The organism is Gracilibacillus kekensis (genome assembly GCF_900143085.1).
Taxonomy (GTDB): domain Bacteria; phylum Bacillota; class Bacilli; order Bacillales; family Amphibacillaceae; genus Gracilibacillus; species Gracilibacillus kekensis.
Genome location: NZ_FRCZ01000001.1, coordinates 118,078 through 134,535, shown reverse-complemented (window position 1 = coordinate 134,535; position 16,458 = coordinate 118,078). Strand labels below are relative to the sequence as shown.

At 35.9% G+C, this 16,458-nt stretch carries 17 protein-coding genes; 12 read left to right on the top strand and 5 right to left on the bottom strand.

Annotation, left to right across the window (positions count from 1 at the left end; all coding sequences use genetic code 11):
• Window positions 1–165 precede the first annotated feature (165 nt).
• A complete protein-coding gene (locus tag BUC25_RS00645; RefSeq protein WP_073198699.1) occupies window positions 166–369 on the top strand; it encodes a transcription initiation factor TFIIIB in 204 nt (67 codons plus the stop codon).
• A 64-nt stretch (window positions 370–433) separates the two neighbouring features.
• Here BUC25_RS00645 and BUC25_RS00640 read toward each other — a convergent pair whose 3' ends face one another.
• The gene (locus BUC25_RS00640) at window positions 434–1,291 is read right to left on the bottom strand and encodes an SDR family oxidoreductase (protein ID WP_073198697.1); all 858 of its coding nucleotides are present in this window, start codon (window positions 1,289–1,291) and stop codon (window positions 434–436) included.
• A gap of 286 nt (window positions 1,292–1,577) precedes the next feature.
• Here BUC25_RS00640 and BUC25_RS00635 point away from each other — a divergent pair, with 286 nt between their 5' ends.
• The 6 genes from BUC25_RS00635 (at window position 1,578) to BUC25_RS00610 (ending at window position 9,830) form a co-directional block, all read left to right on the top strand.
• Window positions 1,578–2,588 carry a sugar ABC transporter substrate-binding protein gene (locus BUC25_RS00635; protein WP_073198695.1) on the top strand — a complete coding sequence of 337 codons (1,011 nt, stop codon included), beginning with the start codon at window positions 1,578–1,580 and terminating at the stop codon, window positions 2,586–2,588.
• Window positions 2,581–4,035 carry a sensor histidine kinase gene (locus BUC25_RS00630; protein WP_073198694.1) on the top strand — a complete coding sequence of 485 codons (1,455 nt, stop codon included), beginning with the start codon at window positions 2,581–2,583 and terminating at the stop codon, window positions 4,033–4,035. The genes BUC25_RS00635 and BUC25_RS00630 overlap by 8 nt, the downstream gene beginning before the upstream one ends.
• A gap of 37 nt (window positions 4,036–4,072) precedes the next feature.
• Window positions 4,073–5,626, top strand: coding sequence for a response regulator (locus BUC25_RS00625; RefSeq protein ID WP_073198692.1), 1,554 nt, complete (start codon window positions 4,073–4,075; stop codon window positions 5,624–5,626).
• Window positions 5,627–5,811: 185 nt separating this feature from the next.
• Window positions 5,812–6,921 (top strand): D-xylose ABC transporter substrate-binding protein, encoded by a 1,110-nt coding sequence (xylF, locus tag BUC25_RS00620; RefSeq protein WP_073198690.1) that lies wholly within the window; start codon window positions 5,812–5,814, stop codon window positions 6,919–6,921.
• Between the two features lie 207 nt (window positions 6,922–7,128).
• The gene (locus BUC25_RS00615; protein WP_280174025.1) at window positions 7,129–8,652 is read left to right on the top strand and encodes a xylose ABC transporter ATP-binding protein; all 1,524 of its coding nucleotides are present in this window, start codon (window positions 7,129–7,131) and stop codon (window positions 8,650–8,652) included.
• The gene (locus BUC25_RS00610; RefSeq protein ID WP_073198688.1) at window positions 8,649–9,830 is read left to right on the top strand and encodes a sugar ABC transporter permease; all 1,182 of its coding nucleotides are present in this window, start codon (window positions 8,649–8,651) and stop codon (window positions 9,828–9,830) included. The genes BUC25_RS00615 and BUC25_RS00610 overlap by 4 nt, the downstream gene beginning before the upstream one ends.
• 97 nt (window positions 9,831–9,927) lie before the next feature.
• Here the strand turns inward: BUC25_RS00610 and BUC25_RS00605 are convergent, their stop codons facing one another.
• A complete protein-coding gene (locus tag BUC25_RS00605; protein WP_073198686.1) occupies window positions 9,928–10,788 on the bottom strand; it encodes a DegV family protein in 861 nt (286 codons plus the stop codon).
• A 324-nt stretch (window positions 10,789–11,112) separates the two neighbouring features.
• On the opposite strand from BUC25_RS00605, the gene BUC25_RS00600 reads away from it, so the two are divergent.
• Complete coding sequence (locus BUC25_RS00600) at window positions 11,113–11,961, top strand: YitT family protein (protein WP_073198684.1); 849 nt, start codon at window positions 11,113–11,115, stop codon at window positions 11,959–11,961.
• A 49-nt stretch (window positions 11,962–12,010) separates the two neighbouring features.
• Window positions 12,011–12,865 (top strand): BsuPI-related putative proteinase inhibitor, encoded by an 855-nt coding sequence (locus BUC25_RS00595; protein ID WP_073198682.1) that lies wholly within the window; start codon window positions 12,011–12,013, stop codon window positions 12,863–12,865.
• A 68-nt stretch (window positions 12,866–12,933) separates the two neighbouring features.
• On the opposite strand, the gene BUC25_RS00590 is transcribed toward BUC25_RS00595, so the two are convergent.
• The gene (locus tag BUC25_RS00590; RefSeq protein WP_073198680.1) at window positions 12,934–13,197 is read right to left on the bottom strand and encodes a NifU N-terminal domain-containing protein; all 264 of its coding nucleotides are present in this window, start codon (window positions 13,195–13,197) and stop codon (window positions 12,934–12,936) included.
• 98 nt (window positions 13,198–13,295) lie between these two features.
• On the opposite strand from BUC25_RS00590, the gene BUC25_RS00585 reads away from it, so the two are divergent.
• On the top strand, window positions 13,296–13,727 hold the full coding sequence (locus BUC25_RS00585; RefSeq protein WP_073198678.1) for a hypothetical protein: 432 nt from the start codon (window positions 13,296–13,298) through the stop codon (window positions 13,725–13,727).
• Window positions 13,728–13,902: 175 nt separating this feature from the next.
• Here BUC25_RS00585 and BUC25_RS00580 read toward each other — a convergent pair whose 3' ends face one another.
• Together BUC25_RS00580 and BUC25_RS00575 are read right to left on the bottom strand one after the other, a co-directional pair.
• Window positions 13,903–14,100 (bottom strand): DUF3813 family protein, encoded by a 198-nt coding sequence (locus tag BUC25_RS00580; RefSeq protein WP_073198676.1) that lies wholly within the window; start codon window positions 14,098–14,100, stop codon window positions 13,903–13,905.
• Window positions 14,101–14,241: 141 nt separating this feature from the next.
• Window positions 14,242–15,096, bottom strand: coding sequence for a Cof-type HAD-IIB family hydrolase (locus BUC25_RS00575; protein ID WP_073198673.1), 855 nt, complete (start codon window positions 15,094–15,096; stop codon window positions 14,242–14,244).
• Window positions 15,097–15,243: 147 nt separating this feature from the next.
• On the opposite strand from BUC25_RS00575, the gene BUC25_RS00570 reads away from it, so the two are divergent.
• Both BUC25_RS00570 and BUC25_RS00565 read left to right on the top strand, forming a co-directional pair.
• Window positions 15,244–16,008, top strand: a complete 765-nt coding sequence (locus BUC25_RS00570; protein WP_073198671.1) for a prolyl oligopeptidase family serine peptidase — start codon at window positions 15,244–15,246, stop codon at window positions 16,006–16,008.
• A gap of 67 nt (window positions 16,009–16,075) precedes the next feature.
• Window positions 16,076–16,387, top strand: a complete 312-nt coding sequence (locus BUC25_RS00565) for a metal-sulfur cluster assembly factor (protein ID WP_073198669.1) — start codon at window positions 16,076–16,078, stop codon at window positions 16,385–16,387.
• Window positions 16,388–16,458: the final 71 nt, after the last annotated feature.

The following is a 16,458-nucleotide window of genomic DNA, read 5'->3' as shown; positions in this document are numbered from 1 at the left end:
CCAAAATAATTAATATCAGTAAGAATAATACTTTACACTAATTTCATGAAAAAGGAAACGGGGAATGGAAAGAAAAAAGTAAAAAATGAAATTGATTACTATGAAACCAATTATTGGCTTAAAACGTACTTGGAGTATAAACATACTCAAAAAGGGGTGTCTTTCATGTACCAAAGTCAAGAAACTCTATGTCCAAAGTGTGGTAGCAGCGATTTAGGTAAAGGAAAACAAAACGGATATGCAGCATTGCATCCGGTTAATAAAATGAGTTTTGGATCAGATGTGGAATATATTATTTGTACAAAATGTGGTTATATTATTGAAGGTTATGTAAAGAAACCCGAAAAGTTTAGGGGAACGATGTATTAACAAAAAACAGAAGAAATGCAAAAATGATAAAACAGCATTCTCCTGTTCAGAACATTGATTTAAATTATATTATTTTCCCGCCATTGACATGAATGGTCTGTCCTGTCACATAACTGGCATCATTACTCGCTAGGTAAACATAGGCAGGGGCGACTTCACTTGATTCACCTGGTCGTCCCATTTCCGTATCAGATCCGAAAGTAGCAACTTGATTTTCATCAAAACTGGCAGGGATAAGCGGTGTCCAAATGGGACCTGGAGCTACACTATTTACGCGGATTCCTTTTGACACTACGGATTTTGCGAGTGATTTGGTAAATGTTGTGATGGCACCTTTCGTGCTTGAATAGTCAATTAAGTTTTCACTACCTTTATAAGCAGTGATCGACGATGTGTTAATGATGGTACTTCCTTGTTTTAAATGGGGAAGTGCAGCACGGGTTAAATAGAAATAGGAAAAAATGTTGACACGGAACGTTTTTTCTAATTGATCATCCGAGATATTCAAGAAATCCTGCTGTGGATATTGAACGGCAGCATTGTTAACCAAAATATCGAGTTTAGCGTGTTCAGCAAGTACTTTTTCGACCACTTCATCACAAAAGGTACTATCAGATATATCCCCCCTGAATAAACTGCAGGAAACGCCTTCTTTTTCTACCATCTTTTTTGTATCGTTTGCGTCTTGGTCTTCATCCAAGTAAATAATAGCCACATGTGCACCTTCTTTTGCAAAATGAATGGCAACAGAACGACCAATCCCACTATCACCACCTGAAATGATGGCAACCTTGTCTTTCAATTTATTGCTGCCCTGGTAATTGTAGTTGATACAGGCAGGGAGAGGATTCATTTTGTATTCGAATCCTGGTTGCCGCTTTTGATGTTGCTTCGGTAATACCTCTTTTTGTTTATTCGCCAATTAAAACACTCCTCTAAAGCTTTTATTAGTAGTGTCTCAATTTATGATAAGTACATACATACAAGTAGGTTTCCTTCCTGGGGCCCCTCTTTTAATGTCTTTTACACATTTCTGATACAGACAGGATCAATCCACACACTTATGTATCTAATTGTGAGTTAATATTGTCTGAAAGCGTTTTATTGACTATACTATACTTACTACTTCACAAGAATAACCCCTAGTTTCTTTCCAGTCCCTTAATTCTAGACATAAGATAAACTTCATAAAAAGAGAGGTTTTATTCATGAACAAATGGTTAATGATCCTTGTTTTAACTGTTTTTTCTGCTAGTATGCTTTTTTCCTTTTACCGTATCTATTTGATTTACAAGCCTACAATGACAACACTCCAAGAAATTGAAGCATACACAAATCCAGTGTTTGATGATGTACCCAAAAAAAGAATCACCTTAATTATTCCCGGGATCAGGCAGGAGCAGATGGCGCTAGTAGAGAAAGAGGCACTCGCATCAGCCGAAGCATTACATGTTCATCTCGATATCAAAAGGACATTAAATGAAACAGCGCAAGAATTAGTAAAGGAAGTGGAGGTGGCTATTTCGTCTAAAACAGATGGCATTATTCTGTATGGTGTGGATGATTTAAATGTTCGACAAGTAATTAATAAAGCAACCAAAAAAGGGATTGCGGTAATTACGATTGGCAATGATGTCCCAAATAGTTTGCGAAAAACATACATAGGCTCCAATCATCAATTTTCCGGAAAAATTATGGCAAATACTATTATGGAGAAACTAGACCACAAAGGATCTGTCGGAATTATCGGTGACTATCAGACCTCCTTTATGAATACTCATCGCCTGCTAGGCATGAATCAATCGTTTCAAGAATATCCATCTATAGAAGTTATCTACCCACTAGCCTCCAACCAAGACAGAATCTGGACAGCACCAGAACAGACGAACGAAGTACTAAATCAATACCCAGCAATTGATGCATTTATCGTGTTAAACGGCAATGAAGTATCAAAAGTAGTATCTACGATTAAATCAAGAGTAAACAAACAGAAACATTTGATATACTCCTTCGATGCAACGGAGGAAGTCCGAGAGTTAATGGAAGAGTCTGAAGTGGAAATAGCAATTGCTCATGATTACCAACAAATAGGTGCAAAAAGTATGGATCTCATGACACAATGGTTGGCTGCTGAAGAGCTACCATTGCCTATGGAAAAGTATACTTCTATTCACATTATAGATGAATTGGACGCTAAAGAAGGTGTTGCCAGTGAATAAGATACAACATCGTATAGTTGCTTTATCACTGGGTATTATCGTTGTGATGGCAAGTTTTTGGGCTGTCATTAGCTATTTAAATCATCATTCGATGAAATACTATCAGGTAACATTAGAACGATACTTATTATTAAATGAAATTTCGACACAAAGTCAAGCAGTTCTAATGGTATTAAATGACTATAAATTGAAGCCGAGTACGACACGACTTGAAAAATTGAACACTGAACAAGAAGTATTAATGATTTTAAATCAACAAAGTCTCCAATTAAAAAATGAACATAATCAATATTTAATTGATAATTATCGCGGAATAATCGATAGTCAACTAAATACGATGGAAATGATGGAACGAGCAGTACAAAGTAATCAGCATCAATTAGCACAAACATTTTACGATGAATCCGTAGATATTTCACAATACGTGAATGAAACTACATTATCCTTATTAAAAATGGAGATTTCGGATCATGAGCAAATTTATGAAAGAATGATTCATTTAGGTGAGAGTATTACCAAATTAGGTGTAACCACGCTTGGTACCGTATTTGTATTTTTGTTGATTTTGTCTTACTTATTTTCAAAAGGCATTACAAAGTCAATTGAAAGCTTGATTAAGGGAGCGAAAGAAATAGCGAAAGGTAACTTTGATCGACCAATTAACGTCAAAGCGAATGATGAAATGCTTTTTCTGGCAGATACCTTTAATCAAATGAGGCAAAGCATTAAAGAATTAATTCAGGAAATTCAGTCGAAAGCAAAGCTTGAAAAAGAAGTGAAGGAATATGAATTATTATTAAAGGATAGTGAATTAAAGCTGTTACAAAGTCAAATGAACCCACATTTTTTGTTCAATACGCTTAATGCATTATCGAAAAAAGCATATGTCGAAGGGGCAAAAGAAACGAGTAATTTAATGGTTACAGTTGCTAACCTGTTGCGATATAATTTGCGAAATTTCGACTTACCAGTCACATTACAAGAAGAGTTAGATATTATTCAAGAGTATATAGAGATTCTCCAGGCCAGGTTTCCTAATCGTGTCAAATTTGAATTATCGATTCAAACGGACCAGTTAGATATTTTATTACCGAGTTTATCGATTCAACCTATTGTTGAAAATGCATTTGTCCATTCGATTGATCCATCAGAATTTGGTGGGACAATCAGTATCAATATTAGTGAGCAACCTTCTTATATAATGGTAGAAATTATGGATGATGGAAAAGGAATAGAATCCGAAAAAATACAATCATTAATGCAATTTGACCAAAGCCGCAAGTCGCATGGCATCTATTCTGTCGTGAAGAGGCTAAGTATTTTCTTCGGCGAAGATGATGTAGTAGCAATTACAAGCAAACCCAATATCGGCACATGTGTAGCATTAAAACTATATAAAGCGAGACTTCCATCCGTGAGGGGTGTTCAACCCCTCACGGAAGGATAGCGAGACTTAAATAAAAAATAGAAAGGGGAGAAATCATATGATTACATTGTTAGTTTGTGATGACGAAGAGATTGAACGAATTGGACTTACAAAAATATTGCAAGATAACTTAGAGAATATCGACATTATCGGACACGCGGAAAATGGCAAACAAGCTATTCAATTAGCTATTAAGAAGAAGCCAGATATCATTTTAATGGATATTAAAATGCCAGTAGTCGATGGCTTAAAAGCTTCTGAGCACATACTTCAGCATTATCAACCGAAAATCGTCATCGTTTCCTCTTATGACACTTTTTCCTATGCGCAACGTGCAGTTAGTTTAGGAGTTCGCAACTATATATTGAAGCCCAGTAAGGAACAAGATATTGTACATGCAATAGAGAAAGTTATTGTTGAGGTCGAAAAAGATAAAGAGGAAAAACAACGTATCGAACAAGCCCAGAATCATGTCCAAGCAATATTACCTATTGTTGAAGCAGATATTGTCTCCCAACTGTTATTTGACTACCTTCATGAAGTGCATATTCAAGAAAGCATGCGGTTATTTGAAATGGAAACTACTATTCCTTGCTTTGCCGTATCTGTACATTTTGTGGAGGAAAATTGGGATCGTGAAAAAAGAGAGAATATGTATTCTCAATTAAAAAACACTTTTCATCAAGTAGCCAAAGGTTGGTTCGGAGCTTTTGCTGGCAAACAAATTCCTCTAATTATTTTTCTGGACAATCAAGAAGCACACTTCAAAACTATCGCGATGAAAGTGATACGACAATTGTTATTAGTTACGAGGAAAGAAGAAACTCGAGTTTTTTTTGGGGTTGGCCAACTTTCATCGAATATTTTTCATATTAAAGAATCGTACTATCAATCATTGAGAGCTTCGATCAATGTAAAAAAACAAACAAATTACTGTTTTTTTGACGATACGACCGAAGTAAATCTTACCGGGGCATACGAAATCGAACAAGAAATTTTGGATCACTTACACGACAATAAATGGGAAGAGGTAAAAAGTACATTTATAAGCTTAATTCGCTTATATCAACAAACCAATCGTGATATCGAAGAAACAAAATTTCACATTGAGGAAATTTTAATGTTAATATACCGTTATTTTGTAGAGCTAGGTATCCATCTCCCTAAACTGCGATTATCAAGGACAATTTCATCCTATGATCAACTATTTGTGGAAACAGAAGGTCTTTTAACAACCATACAATCTCAATATGCTGAAATGAATCAAGAAATTGATTTTAGTATTGCAAAGAAAGTAAAACAATTGATTGATCAGCATTATATGGAGGATATTACATTAGATTGGCTGGCGGATAAGGTTGACGTTACCTCTCATTATGTAAGTAAACTATATAAAGATCACTTTGACATTAGTTATATTGATTATTTAACAAAATGTCGTATTCGTAAAGCGAAAGAATGCATTCAGCAAAACCAGATGAGCTTGAAAGAAATTTCATTAACTGTAGGCTATAAGGATCCTAACTATTTCAGTCGAGTTTTCAAGAAAAATTGTGGCATTTCTCCTAGTCAATATAAAGAACAGTTGTTTTCTACAATTGAAGGAAGCTAAGCCTATTCATTATGATGTAGCAGAGTAACTGCGCACTATCGGCCACAATAAAACAACATTAGAAATTGTTTTATAAAAATGTGCTAGTCATTGTAAAAAAGTGAAGTTGAATGTTCTTAATAAAGCGCTTTCTATAAAGTAAAGTGGTAGTTGTAAAGAAATTTTAAAAGAAAAGGGGAGAAAACATGAAGAAAGTTTTTGGAATTTTGTTACTGGCACTTTTATTACTATTGGTAGCATGTGGAGAAGAGGAAACATCCAGTGAGGATACGGGAACAGATGATGCACCAGCAGAAGAAAATACAGATGAAAGTGAAGAAACAGAGAATTCAGGTGAAGAAGAAGCTACCAATGAAGATGGAATCAGTATTGGCTTTTCACTTGATACACTTCAGGAAGAAAGATGGCAACGAGATCGTGATCTTTTTGTCTCTAAAGCTGAAGAGCTAGGAGCAACCGTAAATGTTCAATCCGCAGATAGCGATGATGCAAAGCAGATTTCACAAGCTGAGAACTTGATTTCACAAGGTGTAGATCTACTCGTAGTTGTTCCACATGATGCCGAAGTATCTGCCTCAATTGTGGAAATGGCACATGCAGAAGACATTCCAGTTATTTCATACGATCGATTAATTAAAAATTCTGAAGTCGATTTATATGTTTCTTTTGATAATGAACGTGTTGGTGAAATGCAAGCAACTGCAATTACCGAGTTAGTACCTCAAGGAAAATACGTATTAATTGAAGGTGCAGATACCGATAACAATGCCCACCTATTTAAACAAGGACAAATGAATATTTTACAGCCACTTATTGATAGTGGTGATATTGAAATTGTATATGATCAGTGGACAAAAGGCTGGGAACCAGAAGAAGCGTTAGCTAATATGGAGAATGCACTTACTTCTAATGACAATGATATAGACGCGGTTATTGCAGCAAATGATGGTACAGCAGGAGGAGTTATCCAAGCCTTAGCAGCTCAAGGAATGGATGGTGAGATTCCAGTTTCTGGCCAAGATGCAGAGTTAGCAGCTGTACAACGAATTGTAGAAGGTACACAAACCATGACCGTTTATAAACCAATTAGAGATTTAGCAGAGCGAGTGGCGGAACTAGCTGTACAAATGGCAAATGGAGAGGAAATCGAAACTACTACTACGGTGAATAATGGACAAATTGATGTTCCTTCCATTCTATTAGATCCGATCGCAGTAACCAAGGATAATATTGATGACACTATTATTGCTGATGGATTCCATTCAGAAGAAGATGTTTATCAGAATGCAGATTAACTAAATATGTATATTGTAGAAATGTGGGGTGAACGCCGCACATTTCTACAGTTATTTCACAATAGTAAAGCATAAAATTTTAGCGATGGAGTAACTCGACGAAGTGAACTTTTGAATGTAACAAGTATAAGTAAGACTTAGGCACTCGCTAAAAGACGAGACGAATGCCGAGTTTTTCTAATCGTGATAGAAAGGAGTGTACCGCAGTTGAGCTATGCATTACAAATGAATTCGATCACGAAAGAATTTCCGGGTGTTAAAGCATTGGATAACGTATCATTTAGTGTGAAAAAAGGGGAGATCCATGCATTATGTGGGGAAAATGGTGCTGGAAAATCGACACTAATGAAAGTGTTAAGTGGTCTTTTTCCGACAAGTGACTATCAAGGGGTAATTGAAGTAGATGAGAAAGTGCGACATTTTGAATCTATTAAAGATGCAGAAGAAGCAGGAATAGCTATTATTTATCAAGAATTAGCAATGGTCAAGCACATGACCGTGGCAGAGAATCTAATTCTAGGTAAGGAGCCGTCAACCTTTGGTTTTATTCAAAAAAATGAGATGTTTAAAGAAACGAATAAATGGTTAGCAGAAGTGGGATTAAAAGGTATTAGTCCGGAAACCGTTACAGGGTCTCTTGGTATAGGGCAACAGCAATTAATAGAAATAGCAAAAGCATTGTCGAAGAATGCCCATATATTAATACTGGACGAACCTACCGCAGCCCTGACTGAAACAGAAGTAAAGATATTATTAAACATTTTGCGAGAATTCAGAAAAAGAGGCGTTACTTGTATTTATATATCACATAAAATCGAAGAGGTTTTTTCCATTGCAGATCAAATAACCATTTTACGCGACGGTCAAACCGTTGCTACTAAGCCGGTTGAAGAATTAACAGAAGATAAGGTGATTTCTTTGATGGTAGGTCGTGAACTAAAAGAGAGGTTCCCTAAAATAGAAACACAAGCAGGAAAGATGGTATTGGAAGTAAGTAACTATACGATTTGGGATCCAATAATTCCAACTAAAAAAGTGCTTGATGATATATCCTTCCATGTTCGTGCTGGGGAAATCCTTGGCATAGCAGGGTTGATGGGTTCCGGAAGAACCGAACTAGTAATGAGTCTGTTTGGTTCCTACGCAGGAGTGAACCAAGGTGAGGTGCGGATCAATGGTCGTAAGGCTACAATTCAAACTCCTCAACAAGCAATTAAACACGGAATGGCTCTAGTATCTGAAGATCGAAAAAGATATGGTTTAATTCTAGGGATGGATATCAAAAATAATGTGACGATGGCAAGTTTAGATGCGGTTTCGAAAATGAAATTCTTAGATGGAAACAAAGAGATTTACTTCGGTAATACGTATTTGGACTCATTAAGAATAAAGGCTCCTTCGGTAGAAACGTTAGTCGGTCAGTTAAGTGGAGGAAATCAACAAAAGGTAGTACTCGGAAAATGGTTGATGACAAAACCGAAATTACTGATCTTGGATGAACCAACAAGAGGTATTGATGTAGGTGCGAAATTTGAGATCTATAATATTATCAATCAGTTAGTCAAAGAGGGTGTCGCGATCATTATGATATCTTCTGAACTACCGGAAGTAATAGGAATGAGTCATCGAATCATGGTGATATCAGAAGGTTGTAAAGCAGCTGAATTTGATGCAGACGAAGTGACTCAAGAAAAAATAATGACGGCAGCAACTGGAGGGACGTTAGTATGAGTGCGGTGGAAGAAGTTCAGGAACACGTAGAAGAAAAGCAGATAAAGAAAAAAATATTCAAATTAGATGTTCGTGCATACACAATGATTGTCGCTTTAGTCGCAATTTGGTTATTGTTTTCCATGTTAAATGATGCATTTTTAACCCCAAGAAACCTCTCCAATTTATTTTTGCAAATGTCTGTTACAGCGATTCTAGCAATTGGTATGGTTATGATTATTGTCGCTGGACAAATTGACTTATCTGTTGGATCATTGGTTGGCTTAACCGGTGGAGTTGCAGCGATTTTAAATGTATGGCTAGGGATGCATCCTATTCTCGTCATTTTACTTACTGTTCTGTTGGGTGCATTAATTGGCTTGTTTCAAGGATGGTGGGTCGCCTACAGGGCAGTGCCGGCTTTTATTGTTACATTAGGTGGTATGTTGATCTTTCGTGGGATATTGCAAGGGATAACCGGTAGCCAGACCGTTGCTCCACTAACACCTGGGCTAAAAATCCTCGGTCAAGGCTATATACCTTCTCCTGTAGGTTTAGGAATCGGAATTGTAGCAATTATTATTACTACCTATATGATTATCACGAAACGAAATGCACGGATAAAATATGGGTTTGATGTCTTTTCAAAAAAGTTAACGGTTAGTCAAATTGCAATTTTCTGTTTGATTATCATTAGTTATGTTATGTTAATGAATGCCTATCAGGGAATACCGGTTCCGATACTGTTAGTCATTTTTCTGGCGATTATTTTTACGATTATTGCGAAAAATACTGTTTTTGGTCGACAAGTTTATGCAATTGGTGGAAATCCAGAAGCAGCTTCGTTATCCGGGATAAATATTAAACGACGTATTCTAACAGTGTTTGTATTAGGTAATACATTGGCAGCCATTGCTGGGCTGATTCTGACCGCACGTGTTAATGCTGCTACAACCAGTGCAGGTACGATGTATGAGTTAGATGCAATTGCTGCGTGTGTCATCGGTGGCACTAGTTTAATGGGTGGCGTCGGAACCATTGCAGGAGCGGTAATCGGTGCTTTAGTAATGGCGAGCTTGGATAACGGCATGAGTATTATGAATATTGATGTCTTTTGGCAGTCGATTGTTAAAGGTTCAATTCTGATTCTCGCAGTATGGGTAGATATTTATAGCAGAAAACGAAAGCCAAAAAAATAAAAAAACATTAAACTCGTTTTGACAGATGTTAGATAAGCGCTAAAAAAGGCTGAACAATGTATAAAATTGCTCAGCCTTTTTCTTAATAAGTCTTACATTATTTTGGTGAATCGTTTAAGAAAAAGAGTGAAATGGTTCCTGGACCAGCATGGGCTCCAATTGATGAGCCGATCATGTTAATTTTAATGTCTTTAACCGTCCATTTTTCACGAATCATTTCTGCTATTTGTTCCGCTGTTTCAGAAGCATCACCGTGACTGATACCAACGACTTGATTTTCAAAATCAGTCCCTCTTTCACTCATGACCTCTAAAATACGTTTATAAACTTTTTTAGAGCCTCTTACTTTCTCGAGTGGTATTAATTTTCCATCTTCCATATGTAAGAGTGGTTTTACTTTTAGTAATGTACCAACAAAGGCTTGCGTCTTACTAACACGTCCACCGCGATACAAATATTCCAAATCATCTACTGTGAAAATATGCTCCATATGTTCATAGTGATGTTTGCTAACCTCTAAGACTTCATCCAAACTAGCCCCAGACTGAACTAATTCTGCTGCTCTGAATACGACCAAACCATAACCTAAGGATGCACACTTAGTATCCAGGACATGCAATTCAAAATCAGGATATTCTTCCTTCACCTCTTGTTCCATTAATTTTGCTCCTTGAAAAGTTCCAGACAGCTCAGAAGAAAAAGCTAAATATAAGACCTGGTTTCCTGCCTTGGCGTGTTTTTCAAAGGCTTCTTTAAAGAGATGGGGACTGACTTGAGCAGTTTTGGGAGCTTTACCATCACGCATAGCGTCATACACTTGTTTGGATGAAATAGAGACTCCATCCTGGTAATCCTCACCATCTAGTTGAACTGTTAATGGTAACATTTCAATATCATATTTTTGAAAATCCTCAGCAGACAAATCACATGCAGAATCGGCAAGTATTTTAATTGACAATATAAACCCTCCTTTTTTCCTTTTGGTCTCATGTATGTATGATCCCTTTTTTGCTTATTATAAGTGTAAGCCTTACCTATAAAAACGTCAAAACATATTTTTAAATCGTGTAATTGTTCGCAAATCTCATTCAAAAACACTAATAAACAAGAAAAATAATTAAAACATGAATGAAGGGTGGTACACTTTAACACAAATTAATCAAAATAGTTGGCGTTGATATAGTTATTTAGTATGATGGGTTCTTATTGCAAAAAAGATTAATAGATCGTAAATAAGGGTATGGAATCATGAAGAGATTCCGTGTGAACAGGAGGAATTTATGTGTTTTTGATGCAAGCAAAACGGATAATAATCGTAGTACTGGGTGCTATTTTAAATGCAATTGCGCTTAATTTTTTCTTGATTGGTGCCAATGTATATGCTAGTGGTTTTACCGGTATTTCACAGATTATTTCTACCATCTTTATTGATTATTTTGGTATGGAGAACATTAGTACAGGACTTATCTTATTCTTGTTAAATATTCCGGTGGCTATTGTTGGATGGTTAATGGTTGGAAAAGGTTTTACAATCTATAGTTTCATTTCTGTTATTTTCACCTCTTTATTCCTAGAAGTGTTACCAATTATCAATTTATCGAATGATATTATGTTAAACGCTGTATTTGGCGGTGTGATTGCTGGTGTAGGTGTTGGTATCACATTAAAATGGGGTGCTTCTACTGGTGGTTCTGACATTATAGCGATGATTCTGTCTAGAATGAAAGATAAACCTATCGGTGGATATTTGATGGCGATTAATGGGATGATTATTTTAGTTGCAGGTCTATTAAACGAACCAGAAAATGCTCTCTACACATTAGTAGGTTTATATGTAACTACACGCGTAATAGATGGCATTCACACTCGTCATGAAAAAGTAACAGCCATGATTGTCACAAAAAAAGCCGATGAATTGCAAAAAGCAATTCACGACACAATGATTCGTGGTATTACAATTTTACCTGTGCAAGGCGCCTATACGAAAGAAGATAAGCATATGTTATACTTAGTTATTACTAGGTATGAATTATACGATTTAGAACGCATAATTCATGAAGTAGATGAAAATGCTTTTACAAATGTAATACAAACAGCAGGCGTTTATGGATTTTTTAGAAGAAACGATTGAAACTTTTGTACTTATTGGACGTCTAATGTAAAAAAAGGGGGCAATGAAGATGAAAAAAGCTTTGTTATTCATAGTATTATTTCTATTCTTGCTATTAACTGCTTGTGGAACAGCACAAGAAGAGGAAACACCTTCTGAATCTGAAGAAGTCGAAGCATCCTCAGACATAGAACAGGAAAAAAAAGCAGAAACTAGCGAAGGGGATGTGGATTCTATTCTGGATCACCTAGAATTAAGTGTTTCAGCTGAACAAAAGCAAACAAGCATTGATTTTTCTTTTGAATTAGTTAATAAAAACGAACAAGCTGTTGATATCATGTTTTCTTCGGGTCAACAATATGAAATTGAAGTATATCAAGAAGAAGCATTAATTTATCAATTTTCCGAAGGGAAAATGTTTACAGAAGCTTTAATAGAAGAATCACTAAAGAGTGGAGAAATGAAAAAATGGACGGAAACATGGGAGATAACAGATGGCTTAAAGGCTGGAGATTATCAGGTAAAAATGTCCCTGTTACCTGCAGAAATTAATGGCGAGGAATTAGAAGGAGAACACTTGACTCAAAGTATTGAACTATCATTAAATGAAATGGAAGGGACGAATGATGAAAATAGCCTAGAAGAGCCCTTTCGTTCAATAGAAGTCGAAGGTAACAACGGAGAGTATTTGGTAACCGGAGAAATCGATACTTCAATAGGTGATGTTTATTATGAGGTTGAAGATGGTCACAATTATTTGGTTGAAAAAACGGAAGTACCGGTGGATGGCGAAGGTTGGCAATCGTTCGAAATCAATGTCACGATATCAGAAGAATTTTTGCCGGAAAATGGGACAATGATTATGCTGCTTTACTCAGAAGATCGCACAGAACAATACCCGATACAATTAGACCAAATGCCATAGAAACAAAAAACGAACAAAGGATCGAGCATGTACCCGATTCTTTGTTCGTTAATAGAATATAATAAACCTTAATAACCATGTTGTGTGATAACTTCTTGTATTTGATCTGTTAGGCTATCCCATTCAACGTCCATTTTTTTGTTTACTGTAATAAAATGTTGAAACCCAAAGACGTTATCGACGCCATCGAGCTTCATAAGTTCATTAAGAACCTCATATTCGCTTGTTTGGCCTGGCATAACAGAGATACTATTATTTCCTTCAAAAATCATTTTGTCACTCGTGAATTTTAATGCGTTTGGATTTGGTGTTGCTTCCACATGTATACTCATCGTCTGTCCTCCTCGTAAAACGTACTGTATCCATCATATCAAAATCAATACTACATTGAAAGAAATTAAGTAAGTAGTGGATAATGAAGGAGATTCAGATGAAAAATAATTTTATAAAGTCCATCATTATTGGAACGTTTGCAGGTTTTGTATTAGGTCTTTTACTTTGGTGGATGGAGAAAATAACTGGTGAGAAGGTCTATACTTTACTATTGAATGTAGACTTTATCTTTCAGGGAATACGGTTGTCATTATGGATAGAATGGTTGTTCCATCTAATTATTTCCTGGTTGCTAGTATATATTTATTTAATCATGCTGCAGTTCTGCAAAACGTGGTTTCGTCGTTTATTATTAATTTTGTTATTAAGTTTCCTTGCGGCGAGTAGTTACATACCATTGACGATATTGGCTATAAAAGAAACTCCTGCATTAACAAATGGAATAGCAATAATGTTATGGACTATGGGTCATCTTTTCTATGGAATATCTGTGTTTTACTTTTCGAATTTTCTGCATGTCCATAAATAATTCAAAAACAGGCTTGGCAAAGTGCCAAGCCTTGCTGCAGTGTAGGGGAATACTGGTCATCACTGAGAAACGTCCATATTACCCGGCTTTAATCAAATAAAATAGGTAGGGAAATTGACGCTATCCTTTTGATAAATTAGTGGGAGTAAAAACCCCCACTAATTGAATTCTTACTTTATTTTAATTCGTCCTGTTGCTTCAATTGTTGCTCTAGTGCTTGTAACTCTTGTTGCTCTTCGGCAGTAGCATTCGTGTAGGCTGATTGAATCGCGTTTTGGGCAGCTTGTTTATCTTTTTCATTAAAGCTTCCATTGCCACGATTCATCATACGATTGACGGCGTTTTTGGCTTGCTGAAACATTTGGTTTTGCATCGAAGATCCTCCTGTTTTTCGAATCACTAGGCTTATCTAATGGATTACCATCATGATCCTTTGATCAGTAAAACTGTTTAAATGAAAAAGCATGAACATCTATTTGATGTTCATGCTTATTATGGTTGTTTTCCCGAAAATCTATTCAGATAGATCTTTGGCAATCGTAGGTGTTACTTCCAGTTTTAAATAGTCGGCAAGAAAAGCACCAATGCCATCTTCTTCATTTGTTTTTACCTGGTAGTTGGCAATTTGTTTTAATTCTTGAATGCCGTTGCCCATTGCAACACCAACTCCAGCATATTCAATCATTTCTAAATCGTTATCTTCATCACCAAATGCTATAATATTTCTGTTTGGAATATGAAAATAATGAGCAATCTTTTTTAATCCTACTGATTTGTTAATGCCTTTGCGAACAATTTCAATCACATTCCACGGTACACCCCATTTACGGTGCTCGATAATAGAGGCGTGTTTGTCGCTTAGATACTCTCTTAATTCTTCGATATGGTGATCCTTGGGATGAATCAATAATGATGTGGGATCTTCTGTTAAATGATTTTTTAGACTGCCGATCGTAATCATTTCTTCTTGGTCGGGCTCTGTGAAAATATTTAATATTTGCTCATCATAACGGTCTAAATATATGTTGTCTCGGATTTCAGCAAAAATATTTTTAACTTCGAAGTCATAACAAGTTTGGATTATTTTTTTCGCTGTTCGATTTGGTAAAGGTGTATGTAATACATCCCATTTATGATCTGTCGGATGATGAATTAGTGCCCCATTAAAATTTACCATTGGGGTTGTCAAACCAAGCTGGTGGTAATACATAATACTTGCTCTGTGTGGACGGCCTGTAGCTATTACAACGATATGTCCTTCATTTATTGCTTCTTGAACCACTGCTTTCGTATAAGAACTGATTTCCTTTTTCTCTGTTAAAAGTGTTCCATCTAAATCTAATGCAATTAAATGTCTGTTTGTTTGCATTTTATCACCTCACTATATGTAGTATAGTCTATATTTCTTTATAGAGCATGTAAAGTTCTTGTAATTTTCATTTCTATATTTTGCAAGTTTTCCATAGAAAAGATATCATTATAGTATGAATAATGTTTAGAAGAAGGGATTTTATCAATGATAGGAATTAGTAAGGAATTTTGGAATGATATACCATTATTACATGTAGTGGATCAAGAAAAAAAAGACCAATCTTTACCAACATTAACCTATATACACGGATTTACAAGTGCGAAAGAACATAATTTACCACTCGCTTTTTTAATGGCAGAAAAAGGGTATCGTGTGCTCTTACCAGATATGATGCTGCACGGAGATCGTGAAGAAGAGATTACCGATCAAGAAAGAGAGTTACGCTTTTTTGAAATTGTAAAGCAAAATTTAGATGATATTGAGAGCATCTATGAAGAGTTAATCGCTAAGCAATTACTCGAGGGTAATCGATTTGGTTTAGCTGGGACAAGTATGGGAGGTATAACCACTGCTGCTGCACTTACACAGTTTTCATGGATAAAAACTGCTGGTATTCTGATGGGTTCACCTAAAATAACGGAATATGCTCAACAATTAATTGGTTTTATGACCTCACAAAACAAGGAATTACCGCTTTCAGAAGAACAGATTGTGTTATTGTTGGATGAATTAAGAGAAATGGATTTATCATTACAAATGGAAAAACTATTTGGAAGACCGTTGTTTTTCTGGCATGGTGAGGAGGATAAGGTAGTTCCTTTTGATCATGCATACAGCTTTTATGAAAAGGCAATCGACCATTATAAAAATCCAGAAAATATTCGATTTTTAAAAGAAATTGGCCGTGGACATAAAGTAAGTCGATTCGCAATTGTAGAGTTTGTAAAATGGTTGGAATATCAGCTGTGATGTAAATCATTTAAAAAATTGCTAATATGTTTTATAATAGAGGTAAGAGTTTGAAGGAGGTATATATATGGATCAGGCATTAGAAGAAAATTTAATGGGAGCTTTGGAAAATGTGATTGACCCGGAGCTTGGAATAGATATTGTCAATTTAGGTCTTGTATATGGTGTGGACCTTGATGACGAAGGGATTGCAACAGTTACGATGACGTTAACAGCAATGGGCTGTCCTCTTGCAGGTCATATTGAGCAAGATGTGAAACGTGTAATGGAGGATCTTCCTGAAGTCAAAGACACCGAAGTGGATATTGTATGGAATCCACCATGGTCTAAAGACCGTATGTCAAGATATGCAAAAATCGCTCTCGGTATTCCAGATTGATGAATGAAGAAAAACACACTTGCATCTTAGCAAGTGTGTTTTTTTGTAAGCAAGAAAAAGTGTGTAGTAAT

Coding starts and splice junctions, on each gene's coding strand:
- BUC25_RS00590 (WP_073198680.1), bottom strand. CDS start 13,197: ATGAGTATACATGTGGAAGCAACACCAAATCCAAACGCATTAAAATTC.
- BUC25_RS00645 (WP_073198699.1), top strand. CDS start 166: ATGTACCAAAGTCAAGAAACTCTATGTCCAAAGTGTGGTAGCAGCGAT.
- BUC25_RS00625 (WP_073198692.1), top strand. CDS start 4,073: ATGATTACATTGTTAGTTTGTGATGACGAAGAGATTGAACGAATTGGA.
- xylF (WP_073198690.1), top strand. CDS start 5,812: ATGAAGAAAGTTTTTGGAATTTTGTTACTGGCACTTTTATTACTATTG.
- BUC25_RS00575 (WP_073198673.1), bottom strand. CDS start 15,096: ATGCAAACAAACAGACATTTAATTGCATTAGATTTAGATGGAACACTT.
- BUC25_RS00635 (WP_073198695.1), top strand. CDS start 1,578: ATGAACAAATGGTTAATGATCCTTGTTTTAACTGTTTTTTCTGCTAGT.
- BUC25_RS00565 (WP_073198669.1), top strand. CDS start 16,076: ATGGATCAGGCATTAGAAGAAAATTTAATGGGAGCTTTGGAAAATGTG.
- BUC25_RS00595 (WP_073198682.1), top strand. CDS start 12,011: ATGAAAAAAGCTTTGTTATTCATAGTATTATTTCTATTCTTGCTATTA.
- BUC25_RS00580 (WP_073198676.1), bottom strand. CDS start 14,100: ATGCAAAACCAAATGTTTCAGCAAGCCAAAAACGCCGTCAATCGTATG.
- BUC25_RS00610 (WP_073198688.1), top strand. CDS start 8,649: ATGAGTGCGGTGGAAGAAGTTCAGGAACACGTAGAAGAAAAGCAGATA.
- BUC25_RS00585 (WP_073198678.1), top strand. CDS start 13,296: ATGAAAAATAATTTTATAAAGTCCATCATTATTGGAACGTTTGCAGGT.
- BUC25_RS00570 (WP_073198671.1), top strand. CDS start 15,244: ATGATAGGAATTAGTAAGGAATTTTGGAATGATATACCATTATTACAT.